The organism is Conexibacter arvalis, from assembly GCF_014199525.1.
In the GTDB taxonomy this organism is placed as follows: Bacteria; Actinomycetota; Thermoleophilia; order Solirubrobacterales; family Solirubrobacteraceae; genus Conexibacter; species Conexibacter arvalis.
In genome coordinates this window covers 1-12,431 of sequence record NZ_JACHNU010000012.1, presented here as the reverse complement: position 1 = coordinate 12,431, position 12,431 = coordinate 1, and the positions used below count along the sequence as shown (strand labels likewise).

Here is a 12,431-nt window from a genome sequence, read left to right as displayed (position 1 = left end):
GAGTTGTGGTCGCTCAGCGCCCAAAACTCGCACGTCATCGGGCCGGCCACCGGTAGGGTGCGGCGATGCCCAGACCGCCCGCCCGCATCACCGCTGCCGTCGACCTGCTCGCACCTCAGCCGGGCGAGCGCGTGCTGGAGATCGGCTGCGGCACCGGCGTCGCGCTCGAGCTCGTGCTCGCGCGGATGGACGGCGGCGCCGGCGCTGCGGGCGGCAGCGGCAGCGGCGCGGCGGGCGGCAGCGGCGGCGCCGCGGCCAGCGGCAGCGGCGCGGCCAGCGGCAGCGGCGCGGCCAGCGGCAGCGGCGCGGCCAGCGGCAGCGGCGCGGCCAGCGGCGCCGGCGCGGTCGTCGGCCTCGACCGCTCCGCGGCGGCGATCGCGCGGTCGGAGAGACGGAACGCCGCCGCGGTCGCCGACGGGCGTGTGCGGCTCCACGAGACTGAGCTGGCCGGACACGACGACGCGGACGGCTCCTACGACGCCGCGTTCGCGGTCAACGTCAACTGCTTCTGGACCCGCGACGTGAGCCCCGAGCTCGACCTGCTGCGTCGCCTGCTCGCCCCCGGCGGCCGCCTGCTGCTCGCCTGGGACGCGCCGGCCGGCGGCGACGGCCCCCGCAGCTCGCGCGCGCTGGAAACCGTCGAGCGCGCCCTGCGCGAGCACGGCTGGGACCAGGTCGAGCAGGTCGCCGCCCCGGGCGCCGCCGCCGTCGCCGCCCGCCGGCCCGCCTGACGGAGCGCCGCGCCCGACCCGCCGCCGCCGTCGCCGCCCGCCGACCCGCCTGACGGAGCGCCGCGCCCCGCCCACCGCGTCCGCGCCAACCGACCCACCCGCCCGGCCCCGCGCTACGCCGGCTCGAACAGCAGGGCGGTGGCGATCGGGCGGGATTCGGGGGCGGGCTGGTTCTCGGCCGCGTAGGGGCGGTTGAGGAGGTGGCCGCGGTGGACGAGGGTCGCGGAGCCGCCGCCGTCGAGGTTGATCGCGTCGCGGGCGCCGCAGGCGATCAGCACGCGGGCCAGCTCGGCGAGGTCGAGGCCGACGTCGACGCCGGAGCGGCGGCCGTCGCAGCAGAGCGCGAGCAGCTCGTCGTCGGCGACGCCGAGCGCGCAGCGCGGGTGGCAGGCGGAGGTGATGTCGGAGTCGAACTGGCCGGCGCCGGCCGAGAAGCCCTCGCGGTCGTCGCCGTCGACGACCGACGCGCCGTCGCAGACGAGCAGCGGGCCGGCTTGCACGAGGTCGCCGGCCGGATCGACCGGCAGCTCCCGGCGCGCCGCCAGCCGCACGCTCCCGTCGCCGTCGGCGTGGACGCACGCCCTCAGCGGACCCCATGGCGCCGCGACTGGCTCATGCGGCACGGGCGAGCCGTCGACGACGACCTCGCCGAGCGGCCGGTGCGGGTCGCGCAGGAAGAAGCCGGCGACGATCGCCTCCGCCCTCCCCTGCTCCGCGCACCAGTGGTCGAGCCGGGTCGGCCGCTCGAAGCAGCGGACCCGCAGCCGCGTGGTCGCGCGCGGATGGCGGACGAGGTAGACGGTCGTCTCGCCGCCGTCCCGCGTCCGCGCCCGCATCAGCTCGTACCTGAGCCCGTCGCCGGCCATCGCGCCGCCAGCATAGATCGCGCCAGGGACGCACTTCCGCACGGACCTCTGTCATCGAATGGGTCGCATCGACCCATCGGATGACAAAGGTCCGCGCAGACGGTCGCAAGCGGGCGCGGCGGCGCGGGGCGCCGCGCGCGCTGTGGGCGCGGCGCGCGGCGCGCGCTGTGGGCGCGGGGCGCGGCCGGCTCGCCCGCGCCCGCGCCCGCCCCCTACGCCATCCGCTCGACGACGACCGCGATGCCCTGGCCGACGCCGATGCACATCGTGGCGAGGCCGAGGGTCGCGTCGTCGCGGCGGCGCAGCTCGTGGACGAGCGTCGTCAGCAGGCGGGCGCCGGAGCAGCCGAGCGGGTGGCCGAGGGCGATCGCGCCGCCGTTGACGTTCACGCGCGGGTCGTCGAAGGGGACGCCCCAGGCGTGCAGGACGGCGAGCGACTGGGCGGCGAAGGCCTCGTTCAGCTCGATCAGGTCGACGTCGGCAAGCGAGATGCCGGCCCGCGCGAGCGCCTTGTCGGTCGCCGGCACCGGCCCGATCCCCATCACGCGCGGCGCCACGCCGGCGGTCGCGAGCGAGCGGATCTTCGCCAGCGGCTCGAGGCCGTGGGCGCGGGCGTAGGCCGGCGAGACAAGCACCAGCGCGGCGGCGCCGTCGTTGAGCGTCGAGGAGTTGCCGGCGGTGACCGTGCCGCTGCCGTCCTTCACGAAGGCCGGCTTCAGCTTCGCCAGCTTCTCCAGCGAGCTGTCGGCGCGCGGCCCCTCGTCCTCGGCGACGACCCGCTCGCCCTTGCGCTCCTTCACCGTCACCGGCACCAGCTCGCCGTCGAAGCGGCCGGCCTGCTGCGCGGCGAGCGCCTTCTCGTGGCTCGCCAGCGCGAAGCGGTCCTGCGCCTCGCGGGTGATGACCTCGGGATGCTCGGCGACGAGGTTCTCGGCCGTCTGCCCGAGCGAGTCGGTGTGGCCGAGCCGCTCCATCTCCGGGTTGACGAACCGCCAGCCGAGCGAGGTGTCGTACATCGTGTTCGGCCCGGTCGCGAACCCGCGGGCCGGCTTGGCGACGGCCCACGGCGCGCGGCTCATCGACTCGACGCCGCCCGCGACGAAGGCGTCGCCGTCGCCGACCATCAGCGCCCGCGTCGCGTACGTGACCGCGTCGAGCCCGGAGCCGCAGAGGCGGTTGAGCGTCGTGCCGCCGACCGTCTCCGGCAGCCCGGCCAGCAGGCCGGCCATGCGCGCGACGTCGCGGTTGTCCTCGCCGGCCTGGTTGGCGCAGCCGAGCACGACGTCCTCCAGCGTGGCGGCGTCGACGCCCGAGCGACGGACCGCCTCGCCGACGGCGACCGCGGCGAGGTCGTCGGGCCGGACGGCGGCGAGCGCGCCGCCGAGCCGCCCGATCGGCGTGCGGACCGCCTCGACGATCCACACCTCGTTCAGCTGCCCGCTCATCGCACCGCCTCCTGCGGCGCGCCGGCCGCCGACTCGAGCGCGACGGTGAAGGCCGCGCCGGTGTTCTCCTCGATCCACTCGACCGAGCTGCCCTCGGCGACGTCGATCAGCACCAGGCCGCCGTCGCGCACGGCGAAGGTCGCGTGCTCGGTGACGATCAGGTCGACCGGCCGGTCGGCGGTCAGCGGGAAGGCCGTCTCGGCGACGATCTTCTGCGAGCCGTCCTTCGCCAGGTGGGTCGTCGCGGCGATCACGCGGCGGGCGCCGACGAGCAGGTCCATCGCGCCGCCGACGCCGAGGATCGGCTTGCCTGGGATCGACCAGTTGGCGATCCGGCCCTGCCCGTCGAGCTGGAGCGCGCCGAGGATCGCGGTGTCGACGTGGGCGCCGCGGATCATCCCGAACGACGCCGAGCTGGCGAAGTAGGAGGCGCCGGGCAGCTCGGAGACCGGCAGCTTGCCGGCGTTGACGAGGTTGGGGTCGATCGCATCGTCGGTCGGGGTCGGGCCGACGCCGAGCATCCCGTTCTCGGTCTGCAGGACGACGTCGACGCCGTCGGGCAGGTGGTCGGCGACGAGCGTCGGGATCCCGATCCCGAGGTTGACGATCTCGCCGTCGGTCAGGTGGGCCGCGACGCGCTTGGCGATCGCGACGGAGACGGAGCTGCTCATGCGGAAACGCCCTCCGAGCGGACGAGGTGGTCGACGAACAGGTGCGGCGTGGCGATCTCCTCCGGCGACAGCTCCCCGACCTCGACGATCTCGTCGACCTCGGCGATCACGGTCTTCGCGGCCGTCGCCATGTCGGGGTTGAAGTTGCGCGCCGTCTTCAGGTAGGCGAGGTTGCCGAGCTTGTCGGCCTTGTGCGCGCGGATCAGCGCGACGTCGCCCTTGAGCGGGAACTGGAGCAGGTAGCGCTCGCCGTCGATGATCCGCTCCTCCTTGCCCTCGGCCAGCAGCGTGCCGGCGCCGGTGCGGACGTAGAAGGCGCCGATGCCGGCGCCGCCGGCGCGGATCGACTCGGCGAGCGTGCCCTGCGGCAGCAGCTCGACCTCGATCTCCCCTCTCAGGTGCGCCTCGACGACCTCGCGGTTGGAGGTGAAGTACGAGCCGATCGCCTTGCGGACCCGTCTGGCCGGCAGCAGCTTGCCGAGGCCGCGGCCGGGCTCGCCGAGGTTGTTGGAGACGATCGTGAGGTCGCGCGCGCCGTCGGCTTCGAGCAGCGCCGCGATCAGCGTCAGCGGCGCGCCGACGAGGCCGAAGCCGCCGACCATCACGGTGTCGCCGGGCTGCACGTGGGCGAGCGCCTCGGCGGGAGAGCAGACAGAGACCATGGCGCGACAGCCTCGCGTGCGCGCATCTATCTGTCCAATACTCCTTTCACGCGCGTCCCATATCCTGAACGTATGGATGTCGAGCTTCGCCACCTGCGGTACTTCGTCGCGGTCGCCGAGGAGCTGAGCTTCACGCGCGCCGCCGAGCGGCTCCACATCGCGCAGCCGCCGCTGTCGACACAGATCAGGAACCTCGAGGCGGCGCTCGGCGTCGCGCTGTTCGACCGCAGCCGCCGCCAGGTCGCGCTGACCGACGCCGGCGAGCTGCTGCTCGGCGAGGCGCGCCGGCTGCTGACGCAGATCGAGCAGGCGCTCAACGCGACCCGCAACGCCGGCACCGGCGAGACCGGCCGGCTGACGATCGGCTTCGTCCCGTCGGCCTCGACCTCCACCCTCCCCGACCACCTGCGCGCCTTCCGCGCCCGCTATCCCGGCGTCGAGCTGTTCCTGCGCGAGCTGCCGCCCGACGACCTCGTCGCCCAGCTGCACGGCGGCGCGCTCGACCTCTGCTTCCTCTACCTGCCGTTCGACGACGAGCGGCTGCGGCGGGTCGTCGTCGCGCGCGAGCCGCTCGTCGCGGCGCTTCCGGACGACCACCGGCTGGCGCAGGACGGCGGCCGGCGCGCCGGCCCGGCCGACGCGGCCGACGCGGGCGCGGGCGAGGCGGGCGCGGGCGAGGCGGGCGCGGGCGAGGCGGGCGACGGCGCAGCGGCCGCCGCCCCCGTCCTGCGGACCGCCGACCTGCGCGACGAGCAGTTCGTCCTGCCCGCCCGTCACCACATGCCGGGGCTGAACGCGCGCGTGATCGACGCCTGCCGCCGCGCCGGCTTCGAGCCCCAGCCGGTGCAGAGAGACGTGTGGCTGATGCAGACGGTGCTGGGCCTCGTCGCCGCCGGCATCGGCGTCGCGCTCGTCCCCTCCTCCGTCCAGCGCCTCAACCGCGCGGGCGTCGCCTTCCGCCCGCTCGACGACGCAGGCGAGCCGGTCGAGCTCGGCGCCTTCTGGCGCGCCGAGGACACCGCCCCGACGCTGCGCAACTTCGTGGCGCTGCTGCGGAGCTGAGCGCCGCGCGGCGCGCGCCGTGTCACACCTCCTGCCGCTGTCCCGTCTCAGCGGCATGACCTTCACCGAGACCTCTCTCCAGATCACCGGCCCGGCCGACGCGGGCTGGGATGCCGCGCGACAGGCGTGGAACCTCGCCGTCGACCAGCGGCCTGCCGCGGTCGCCTGCGCGAACAGCGCCGCAGACGTCGCCACCGCGATCGCGCACGCCCGCCGCGAAGGGCTGCGCGTCGCGCCGCAGGCGACCGGCCACGGCGCCTCCGCGCTCGGCGGGGCGCAGGACGGCGCGCTGCTGCTGAAGACCGACCGGCTCGACGCGATCGAGATCGACGCCGCCGCCCGCCGGGCGCGGGTCGGCGCCGGCGCGCTGTCGGGCGACGTCGCCGTCCGCGCCGGCGCCGACGGCCTCGCCGCGCTGCACGGCTCCTCGGCCGACGTCAGCGTCGTCGGCTACACGCTCGGCGGCGGGATCGGCTGGCTGTCGCGCGAGCACGGGCTCGCCTCCGAGCACGTGACCGCGATCGAGCTGGTGACGGCCGACGGCGTCCTGCGCAGCGTCGACGCGAACAGCGCCGGAATCGACGGCGAGCTGTTCTGGGCGCTGCGCGGCGGAGGGGGCGGCTTCGGCGTCGTCACGGCGCTCGAGTTCGAGCTGATGCCGCTGACGCACGTCTTCGCCGGCACGCTGTTCTGGCCCGGCGAGCTGGCGCGCGAGGTGCTGAACGCCTACCGCGCGTGGGCCGAGACCGTGCCCGAGACGGTCACCTCGACCGTGCGGCTGCTGCGCCTGCCCGACCTCCCGTTCGTGCCCGAGCCGCTGCGCGACCGACCGGTCGTCGACGTCTGCCTCTCGTTCGCCGGCGACCCCGCCGACGGCGACGCGCTCGTCGCGCCGCTGCGGGCGGTCGCGCCGCCGCTGATCGACACGCTGGCGACGATCCCGGCGCCCCAGTTGGTGAGACTTCACGGCGATCCCGAGCAGCCGGTGCCCGGCCTCGGCCACCACGCGGTGCTGCGCGAGCTGACGGCGGCCGGAATCGACGCGCTCGTCGAGACGGCCGGCCACGCCTCCGGCAGCCCGCTGCTGAGCGTCGAGCTGCGGCAGCTCGGCGGCGCGCTGGCGCGGCGGCCGGAGGGCGCCGGCGCGCTCGGCGCGATCGACGGCGCCTACGTGCTGTACGGCGTCGGGACGCCGGTCACGCCGGAGGTCGGCCGGGCGGTGGACGAGCGGCTCGACGCGGTCGCGGCGGCGCTGGCGCCGTGGTCGACCGGCGGCGCCTTCCTCAACATGGCCGACCGCCCCGACGGCGCCGCCGCGCGCGCCTTCGACGCCCCGACCCGCGAGCGCCTGCGCGCGCTGAAGGAGGCGGTCGACCGGGACGGCCTGATCGTCGCGCGCGGCTGATCGCAAGGCCGGTGGGGCCGCGCGCGCGGCGCCGGCGCCGGTCCGACCGCCGCCCGCGCGCCCACATCGGCACCGCATGCGCACCCGCGCGCGCAGCCTCGGCTACCGCCCTTGCTCCTCCAGCCGCTCCTCGCGCGCCTCGCGGATCTCCTCGCGCTCCTCGATCCGCTGCTCCAGGCGCTCCTCGCGCGCGTCGAGCTCGGCGGTCGAGGTCGGGCCGAGCTTCGCGGTCACGACGACGATCACGAGCGCGACGAGGAGCGCAGCGGCGACCAGCGAGCCGAGCACCTGACGGGCCGTCGCGCTCACGTCGCCCCCAGGAACGCGCCGGCCGAGGTCGCCCACGTGATCGCGAGCAGCGCGAACAGCGCGAGGCCGAGCGGCGGCAGCGCCCGGCTCGACCCGCGCGAGCGGCGGACGACCGTCACCTTCACCGCCAGCACGACGATCAGCGCGCTGCCCGCAAGCACGTGCGCGGTGCTGTCGTCGTCGAAGCCGAACAGCGACAGGCACATCACCGCGACGACGACGAGCACGATCGCGAGCGCGTCGCCGATCGCGCGGTGCGAGAAGGAGGCGGCGCGGCCGCTGAGGAAGCCCGGTCGCAGCTTGCCGTAGCCGACCGCGATCAGCAGCAGCTGGTAGCAGCCGAGCGCGAGCGCGACCGAGGCGAGCGTCACCTTCACCTCGGTCGGGTTGCCGCGCGTGACGGACTCGATCAGGTCCTCCATCCCGCGACGACCCTACCCGCTGGAAAACGGGAGGACGCGCGATCCGCGGCTACGGCCCGACCGCTCTGCTGCGCTCCTCGGTCGGCGTCATCGCCGTGTCCTGCTCGGTCGTCGCCTGCGCCTCGTCGGCGTGGGCCGGCGTCTCGCGCTCCTCGCGGTCGTGTCCGTCGGGCGGCGAGAACTCGGCGATCAGCCTCGTGAAGACGCCGTCGGGGTCGTCGACGCCCTCCTCCTCGAGCAGCGCGTTCGCCTCCGGCGAGAGGTGCTCCTGCTCGCCGGTCATGCGGATCACCATCGTCGCGACGAGGACCAGGCCGATCAGGTCGAGCGCGACGGCGCCGACGAGGAACCACCACGAGCCGGTGATCAACGTGATGACCGCGCCGACGACGAGCGCCGCGAGCGCGAGCATCCCCAGCGCGAGACGGTTGTCGACCAGCTCGACCCACGGCCCCGGACGGCCGCCGTGGCCGCGGCGCGCCTCGCGCGGGCGCTCGGCCGGCACCTCGACGGACTCAGCGCCGATCACGCGGCGCAGCTCTTCGGTGAGGGCGGCGTTGGCGCGGTCCGACAAGGTCGGGTCCTGCGAGCGGACCGCGCGCCGCTCCATGCGGTGTGCGCTCATGACGAAGCCCTACCCGTTGGCCGGTTCGCGACGCGCGCGGAAGTCAGAGGGCGCGCCGGCGTCGGAGATCCCGAGCCGGTCGACGAGCGTCAGGAAGGCGGCCGCGTACGGCCAGTCGCCGGTGCGGCGGCGGACCTCGTCCCAGTCGACCTGCTCGCGCACGGCGCGCACGAGCTGGAGCAGGTAGGCCATGTCGAGCTGGTGCTCGTCGAGCGCGAGCAGCTTGCTCGTCAGCACGTCCTCGAGCGCCATCACGCGCAGGCGGATCGCGGCGATGCTGCGCTCGTTGCCGCGCGCGATCACCGCGTCGTCGATCGGGACGCCGCGGGGGCCGAAGATCAGGTCGACGAGCACGTCGTCGTGCCACGCCTTCAGCAGCCACTCCTCGGGCGGGTCCTCGGCGCGGAAGCCCGCGTCGACGAGCGCCTGCTGCGCGCGCTCGGCGTCCTGCGGGCGAACCATCAGGTCGAGGTCGTTGATCGGCTCGGGGCCGCCGTAGGCCCAGACGGCCATGCTGCCGCCGAGCAGGAACGGGATCTCGGCGCCGTGCAGCACCGGAACCGCCGCCCGCAGCGCTTCGACGATCCCGTCGAACGATCGTGCCTCCATCTCGCCCATGTCCGGCCACTACCCCGGGCACGCGGGCGTTAGCCGCGGCGGGGCGCGGGTAGGTCGGGGGCGATGGCCAGCGAACCGCAGCCCGCGTCGGCGGTCGAGCCGGCCGCCATGCCGCGACCGGGCGCCGCCCGGGTCCCTGGCGACGAGCGGCCGATCGTGCGCGTCGCGGCGGCCGGCGACGTCCACTGTCGCGAGGACCATCGCGAGCAGGCGCTGGAGGCGTTCGGCGCGCTGCGCGGGAGAGCGGACCTGCTGCTGCTCGCCGGCGACCTGACGACCCACGGCGAGCCCGAGCAGGGCGCCGTGCTCGCCGACGCCTGCCGCCAGCTCGACTTCCCCGTGTTCGCCGTGCTCGGCAACCACGACTGGCACGTGAATCGGACCGACGAGCTGTGCGCGGCGCTGCGCGACGGCGGGATCACCGTGCTGGAGGGCGAGGCGGCGATCTGCGAGATCGAAGGGGTCGAGGTCGGCGTCGCGGGCGTGAAGGGGTTCATAGGCGGCTTCCCGGGCAGCCATCTGCCCGACTTCGGCGAGCCGCTGCTGCGCGAGGCCTACCGCGAGACCTCGCGCGAGGTCGAAGCGCTCGACGCGGCGCTGCGGGAGATCGCCCTCTGCCCGCTGCGGATCGCGCTGCTGCACTACTCGCCGGCGCTGGAGACGTTGGAGGGCGAGGGCGAGGGGATCAGCGCCTTCCTCGGGACCGACCGGCTGGCGGCGCCGATCCGCGAGCACGAGCCGACGATCGCGCTCCACGGCCACGCCCATGCCGGCAGGTTCTCGGGGACGATCGGCTGCGTGCCGGTCCACAACGTCTCGGTGCCGGTGCTGAGGCGGGACTTCCACGTCTTCGAGCTGCCGCTGCCGGGCGCCGAGGCGACGACGATCCACTGAGAATTAGAAATCTGTCAGTTGTCTTTTCGGGCGCGGTGCCCGTAGTGTCGCTCCATGCCCGACACGATCGTCCTCATCCACGGCTTCTGGGTCACCCCGCGCAGCTGGGAGAACTGGATCGCCCACTACGAAGCGCGCGGGCACAGGGTGCTCGCGCCCGCCTACCCCGGCTTCGAGGTCGAGGTCGAGGCGCTCCGCGAAGATCCGTCGCCGATCGAGGCGCTCGAGGTGTCGGCGGTGCTGGCGAAGCTGATCGCCGTGATCGAGCCGCTCGAGCAGCCGCCGATCCTGATCGGCCACTCGGCCGGCGGGGTCTTCACGCAGCTGCTGCTCGACCGCGGCTACGGAGCGTGCGGGGTGGCGATCAACTCGGCGCCGACCGAGGGCGTCGCGGTCGCTCCGCTGTCGCAGCTGCGCGCGACCTTCCCGGTGCTCCACAACCCCTCCAACCGCCACAAGGCGGTGGGGTTCACGCCCGAGCAGTGGAAGTACGCGTTCGCGAACACGTTCACCGACGAGGAGTCGCTGCGGCTGTACGAGCGCTACCACGTGCCGGCGTCCGGCCATGTCGTGTTCGGCAGCGTGCTGGCGAACGTCCAGCCCGGCAGACAGGAGACCTGGGTCGATTACCACAACGCCGAGCGCAGACCGCTGCTGTTCATCGCCGGCGAGGAGGATCACCTGATGCCGCCGAGGGTCCAGCGCTCCAACGCCAAGCACTACAAGGCGAATGGGACCGTGACGGAGGTGAGGGAGTTCCCCGGCCGCGCGCATCTGCTGCCCGCGCAGGAGGGCTGGGAGGAGGTCGCCGACTACGCGCTGGAGTGGGCGTTGGCGCATTCGCCGTAGCGATCGGCGGCGGGCATGTGGGTCCGTCGGGTATCGAGTGTCCATGGACCGCGACGAGCTGCGCGCGCTGCAGGCGCCGCTGAAGGAGCGCTACCGGGCCTCGCCCGAGGCGGCGATCGTGACGTTGACCGCGCAGGGCGCGCTCGGCGAGGGCGTGTCGTGCTCGGTGGAGACGGGCCGCGCGCTCGCGGTCGCCGGGCTCCATCCGGCGAGCGGCGGCGACGGGACGCTGCTGTGCTCGGGCGACATGCTGCTGGAGGCTCTGGTCGCCTGCGCCGGCGTGACGCTGCGGGCGGTCGCGACGTCGCTGGGCGTCGACGTGCGTGGCGGGCGGGTGCGCGCCGAAGGCGACCTCGACTTCCGCGGGACGCTCGGCGTCGACCGCGAGGCGCCGGTCGGCTTTCGCGCGATCCGATTGGGGTTCGAGGTCGACGCCCCCGACGCCGACGACGAGCAGCTCGCGACGCTGCTGCGGCTGACGGAGCGCTACTGCGTCGTGCTCCAGACGCTGCGTGCCGGGGTGGCGCCGACGTCGAGCGTCGAGCGGGCGTGAGTTTGCGCGTCGTCGGGCGTGCCGCTGTTGGAGCGGCGGCGGCCGGGGTACGGATCGGGGCACGGAAAGCCGAACACGAGGAGGACCACGATGGCCGATCTGACGCCGCTGGACGAGAAGCTCGCCGAGGTGCTGGGCCTCGCCCAGGCCGCCCAGCTCGCGACCGGCAGAGTCGCCGCGATGGAGGGCGCCGACCAGTTCGCCGACGAGCTCGAGCGGATGAGAAGCGAGGCGCAGGAGACCGAGCGCCGCACCGACGCGCTGATCGACGGGCTCGACGGCAAGAAGACCGCGATCCGCGACAAGGCCCGCGAGACCAAGGGCGAGGCCACCGAGATGATGAGAACGTACCTCGAAGGCGAGCAGGAGGCGCTCGACGGCTTCGAGTTCCTCAGCATGGCCGAGGCCGGCGAGCTGTGCCACTGGGAGATCGTCGAGACGATCGCCGGCAGAGCCGGAGCGGCCGAGGTCGCCGAGCTGGCGAGATGGGCCGTCGGCGTCCAGCGCAGCCACGTCGAGACCGTCCGCAGAGCGTCGCTGGGCCTCGCCGCGGAGGAGGCCAAGGAGATGGCCGCGGCGTAGCGGGGCGGCGGGCCGGGCCAGGCCGGGATGGGGCCAGGCCGGGCCGGGGCCGGGCCGGGGCCAGGCCGGGCCAGGCCAGGCCAGGCCGGGATGCGGCCAGGCCGGGGCGGGCCGGGGCGGGCCAGGCCGGGCCGGGCCCCTCCAGGCCTGGCCAGGCCGGCGCGGGCTGGGGCCGCGAGCCGGCCGGCGGGCCGGGGCCGGGCCTACGGGATCTGCTCGTCCGGGCGGGCGTCGTCGAGCGCGTGGTCGACCGCGATCAGCCGCGCGCCCTCGCGCCGCATCCGCCCGCCCGCGACGAGCCGCTCGACCCGCTCGCGGGTGCGATTCTCGTCCTCGCCGATCAACCGCGCCAGCTCGGCGATCGAAGGCTCCGGCTGCGGCGTCCCCTTGACGAGCCGCAGCAGCTCGCGGTCGTGCTCGTCCAGTCCCATGCCGTCACCGTCCCCGCCTCCACCACGCCGAAACGACCCTCCCCCGCGCCCGGCGCACCCCCGCGCAATGGCACGAAGGCGAAATCCGCCGCGCACTGGTAGATTCTCAGGTCGACTTGGTGGGCGTAGCTCAGTTGGTAGAGCTCCTGGTTGTGGTCCAGGCGGTCGCGGGTTCAAGTCCCGTCGCTCACCCCTCGTAGAAGCCCCTGCTAGCGAGGCTGTCGCGCAAAGTGCGCGGCGGCCTCGGGCGGGGCTTTCTATTTGTGAGGTTCTCGTGGTCGGCGGCGGGGCCAGCGGGCCAGGACA

At 74.8% G+C, this 12,431-nt stretch carries 16 protein-coding genes and 1 tRNA gene; 8 read left to right on the top strand and 9 right to left on the bottom strand.

What is annotated here, in order from left to right:
• Positions 1–65: 65 nt before the first annotated feature.
• The gene (locus BDZ31_RS23885; RefSeq protein ID WP_183345907.1) at positions 66–731 is read left to right on the top strand and encodes an SAM-dependent methyltransferase; all 666 of its coding nucleotides are present in this window, start codon (positions 66–68) and stop codon (positions 729–731) included.
• Positions 732–844: 113 nt separating this feature from the next.
• Here the strand turns inward: BDZ31_RS23885 and BDZ31_RS23880 are convergent, their stop codons facing one another.
• The 4 genes from BDZ31_RS23880 to BDZ31_RS23865 all read right to left on the bottom strand — a co-directional run bounded on the left by BDZ31_RS23880 (position 845) and on the right by BDZ31_RS23865 (position 4,375).
• Positions 845–1,597 carry a phosphodiester glycosidase family protein gene (locus BDZ31_RS23880; protein ID WP_183345905.1) on the bottom strand — a complete coding sequence of 251 codons (753 nt, stop codon included), beginning with the start codon at positions 1,595–1,597 and terminating at the stop codon, positions 845–847.
• 212 nt (positions 1,598–1,809) lie between these two features.
• Positions 1,810–3,042 (bottom strand): thiolase family protein, encoded by a 1,233-nt coding sequence (locus BDZ31_RS23875; protein ID WP_183345903.1) that lies wholly within the window; start codon positions 3,040–3,042, stop codon positions 1,810–1,812.
• Positions 3,039–3,713, bottom strand: a complete 675-nt coding sequence (locus BDZ31_RS23870; RefSeq protein ID WP_183345901.1) for a 3-oxoacid CoA-transferase subunit B — start codon at positions 3,711–3,713, stop codon at positions 3,039–3,041. Before BDZ31_RS23870 ends, BDZ31_RS23875 begins: the two co-directional genes overlap by 4 nt.
• Positions 3,710–4,375 (bottom strand): CoA transferase subunit A, encoded by a 666-nt coding sequence (locus tag BDZ31_RS23865; protein WP_183345899.1) that lies wholly within the window; start codon positions 4,373–4,375, stop codon positions 3,710–3,712. Before BDZ31_RS23865 ends, BDZ31_RS23870 begins: the two co-directional genes overlap by 4 nt.
• A 72-nt stretch (positions 4,376–4,447) precedes the next feature.
• On the opposite strand from BDZ31_RS23865, the gene BDZ31_RS25280 reads away from it, so the two are divergent.
• Complete coding sequence (locus tag BDZ31_RS25280) at positions 4,448–5,437, top strand: LysR substrate-binding domain-containing protein (protein WP_183345897.1); 990 nt, start codon at positions 4,448–4,450, stop codon at positions 5,435–5,437.
• A 55-nt stretch (positions 5,438–5,492) separates the two neighbouring features.
• Complete coding sequence (locus BDZ31_RS23855; protein ID WP_221243303.1) at positions 5,493–6,842, top strand: FAD-binding oxidoreductase; 1,350 nt, start codon at positions 5,493–5,495, stop codon at positions 6,840–6,842.
• 102 nt (positions 6,843–6,944) lie between these two features.
• Here the strand turns inward: BDZ31_RS23855 and BDZ31_RS23850 are convergent, their stop codons facing one another.
• From BDZ31_RS23850 to BDZ31_RS23835, 4 genes are read right to left on the bottom strand one after another with little or no spacing between them, the layout of a single operon-like run.
• Positions 6,945–7,151 (bottom strand): hypothetical protein, encoded by a 207-nt coding sequence (locus tag BDZ31_RS23850; RefSeq protein ID WP_183345893.1) that lies wholly within the window; start codon positions 7,149–7,151, stop codon positions 6,945–6,947.
• Entirely contained in the window at positions 7,148–7,573 is a 426-nt protein-coding gene (locus BDZ31_RS23845; protein WP_183345891.1) for a DUF6529 family protein, read from the bottom strand. Before BDZ31_RS23845 ends, BDZ31_RS23850 begins: the two co-directional genes overlap by 4 nt.
• 49 nt (positions 7,574–7,622) lie before the next feature.
• The gene (locus BDZ31_RS23840) at positions 7,623–8,198 is read right to left on the bottom strand and encodes a hypothetical protein (RefSeq protein ID WP_183345888.1); all 576 of its coding nucleotides are present in this window, start codon (positions 8,196–8,198) and stop codon (positions 7,623–7,625) included.
• A 9-nt stretch (positions 8,199–8,207) separates the two neighbouring features.
• Positions 8,208–8,816 (bottom strand): nucleotidyltransferase, encoded by a 609-nt coding sequence (locus tag BDZ31_RS23835; RefSeq protein WP_183345886.1) that lies wholly within the window; start codon positions 8,814–8,816, stop codon positions 8,208–8,210.
• A gap of 63 nt (positions 8,817–8,879) precedes the next feature.
• Between BDZ31_RS23835 and BDZ31_RS23830 the strand changes: the two genes are divergently transcribed.
• The 4 genes from BDZ31_RS23830 (at position 8,880) to BDZ31_RS23815 (ending at position 11,694) form a co-directional block, all read left to right on the top strand.
• Positions 8,880–9,710 (top strand): metallophosphoesterase family protein, encoded by an 831-nt coding sequence (locus tag BDZ31_RS23830; RefSeq protein ID WP_221243302.1) that lies wholly within the window; start codon positions 8,880–8,882, stop codon positions 9,708–9,710.
• A gap of 54 nt (positions 9,711–9,764) precedes the next feature.
• Positions 9,765–10,559 (top strand): alpha/beta hydrolase, encoded by a 795-nt coding sequence (locus tag BDZ31_RS23825; RefSeq protein WP_183345884.1) that lies wholly within the window; start codon positions 9,765–9,767, stop codon positions 10,557–10,559.
• A gap of 43 nt (positions 10,560–10,602) precedes the next feature.
• On the top strand, positions 10,603–11,112 hold the full coding sequence (locus BDZ31_RS23820; RefSeq protein WP_183345882.1) for an OsmC family protein: 510 nt from the start codon (positions 10,603–10,605) through the stop codon (positions 11,110–11,112).
• A gap of 90 nt (positions 11,113–11,202) precedes the next feature.
• Positions 11,203–11,694: a hypothetical protein gene (locus BDZ31_RS23815; protein ID WP_183345880.1), complete on the top strand. Its 492-nt coding sequence runs from the start codon at positions 11,203–11,205 to the stop codon at positions 11,692–11,694.
• Between the two features lie 203 nt (positions 11,695–11,897).
• Here BDZ31_RS23815 and BDZ31_RS23810 read toward each other — a convergent pair whose 3' ends face one another.
• Complete coding sequence (locus tag BDZ31_RS23810) at positions 11,898–12,125, bottom strand: hypothetical protein (RefSeq protein ID WP_183345878.1); 228 nt, start codon at positions 12,123–12,125, stop codon at positions 11,898–11,900.
• Positions 12,126–12,244: 119 nt separating this feature from the next.
• Between BDZ31_RS23810 and BDZ31_RS23805 the strand changes: the two genes are divergently transcribed.
• Positions 12,245–12,317: transfer RNA gene (locus tag BDZ31_RS23805), tRNA-His, on the top strand.
• The last annotated feature ends 114 nt before the right edge of the window (positions 12,318–12,431 follow it).

Bases quoted from the DNA above. Each gene is read 5' to 3' on its own strand.
- BDZ31_RS23835 (WP_183345886.1), bottom strand. From the start codon at position 8,816: ATGGGCGAGATGGAGGCACGATCGTTCGACGGGATCGTCGAAGCGCTG.
- BDZ31_RS23830 (WP_221243302.1), top strand. From the start codon at position 8,880: ATGGCCAGCGAACCGCAGCCCGCGTCGGCGGTCGAGCCGGCCGCCATG.
- BDZ31_RS23855 (WP_221243303.1), top strand. From the start codon at position 5,493: ATGACCTTCACCGAGACCTCTCTCCAGATCACCGGCCCGGCCGACGCG.
- BDZ31_RS23815 (WP_183345880.1), top strand. From the start codon at position 11,203: ATGGCCGATCTGACGCCGCTGGACGAGAAGCTCGCCGAGGTGCTGGGC.
- BDZ31_RS23825 (WP_183345884.1), top strand. From the start codon at position 9,765: ATGCCCGACACGATCGTCCTCATCCACGGCTTCTGGGTCACCCCGCGC.
- BDZ31_RS23885 (WP_183345907.1), top strand. From the start codon at position 66: ATGCCCAGACCGCCCGCCCGCATCACCGCTGCCGTCGACCTGCTCGCA.
- BDZ31_RS23880 (WP_183345905.1), bottom strand. From the start codon at position 1,597: ATGGCCGGCGACGGGCTCAGGTACGAGCTGATGCGGGCGCGGACGCGG.
- BDZ31_RS23810 (WP_183345878.1), bottom strand. From the start codon at position 12,125: ATGGGACTGGACGAGCACGACCGCGAGCTGCTGCGGCTCGTCAAGGGG.
- BDZ31_RS23840 (WP_183345888.1), bottom strand. From the start codon at position 8,198: ATGAGCGCACACCGCATGGAGCGGCGCGCGGTCCGCTCGCAGGACCCG.
- BDZ31_RS23875 (WP_183345903.1), bottom strand. From the start codon at position 3,042: ATGAGCGGGCAGCTGAACGAGGTGTGGATCGTCGAGGCGGTCCGCACG.
- BDZ31_RS23870 (WP_183345901.1), bottom strand. From the start codon at position 3,713: ATGAGCAGCTCCGTCTCCGTCGCGATCGCCAAGCGCGTCGCGGCCCAC.
- BDZ31_RS23820 (WP_183345882.1), top strand. From the start codon at position 10,603: ATGGACCGCGACGAGCTGCGCGCGCTGCAGGCGCCGCTGAAGGAGCGC.
- BDZ31_RS25280 (WP_183345897.1), top strand. From the start codon at position 4,448: ATGGATGTCGAGCTTCGCCACCTGCGGTACTTCGTCGCGGTCGCCGAG.
- BDZ31_RS23865 (WP_183345899.1), bottom strand. From the start codon at position 4,375: ATGGTCTCTGTCTGCTCTCCCGCCGAGGCGCTCGCCCACGTGCAGCCC.
- BDZ31_RS23845 (WP_183345891.1), bottom strand. From the start codon at position 7,573: ATGGAGGACCTGATCGAGTCCGTCACGCGCGGCAACCCGACCGAGGTG.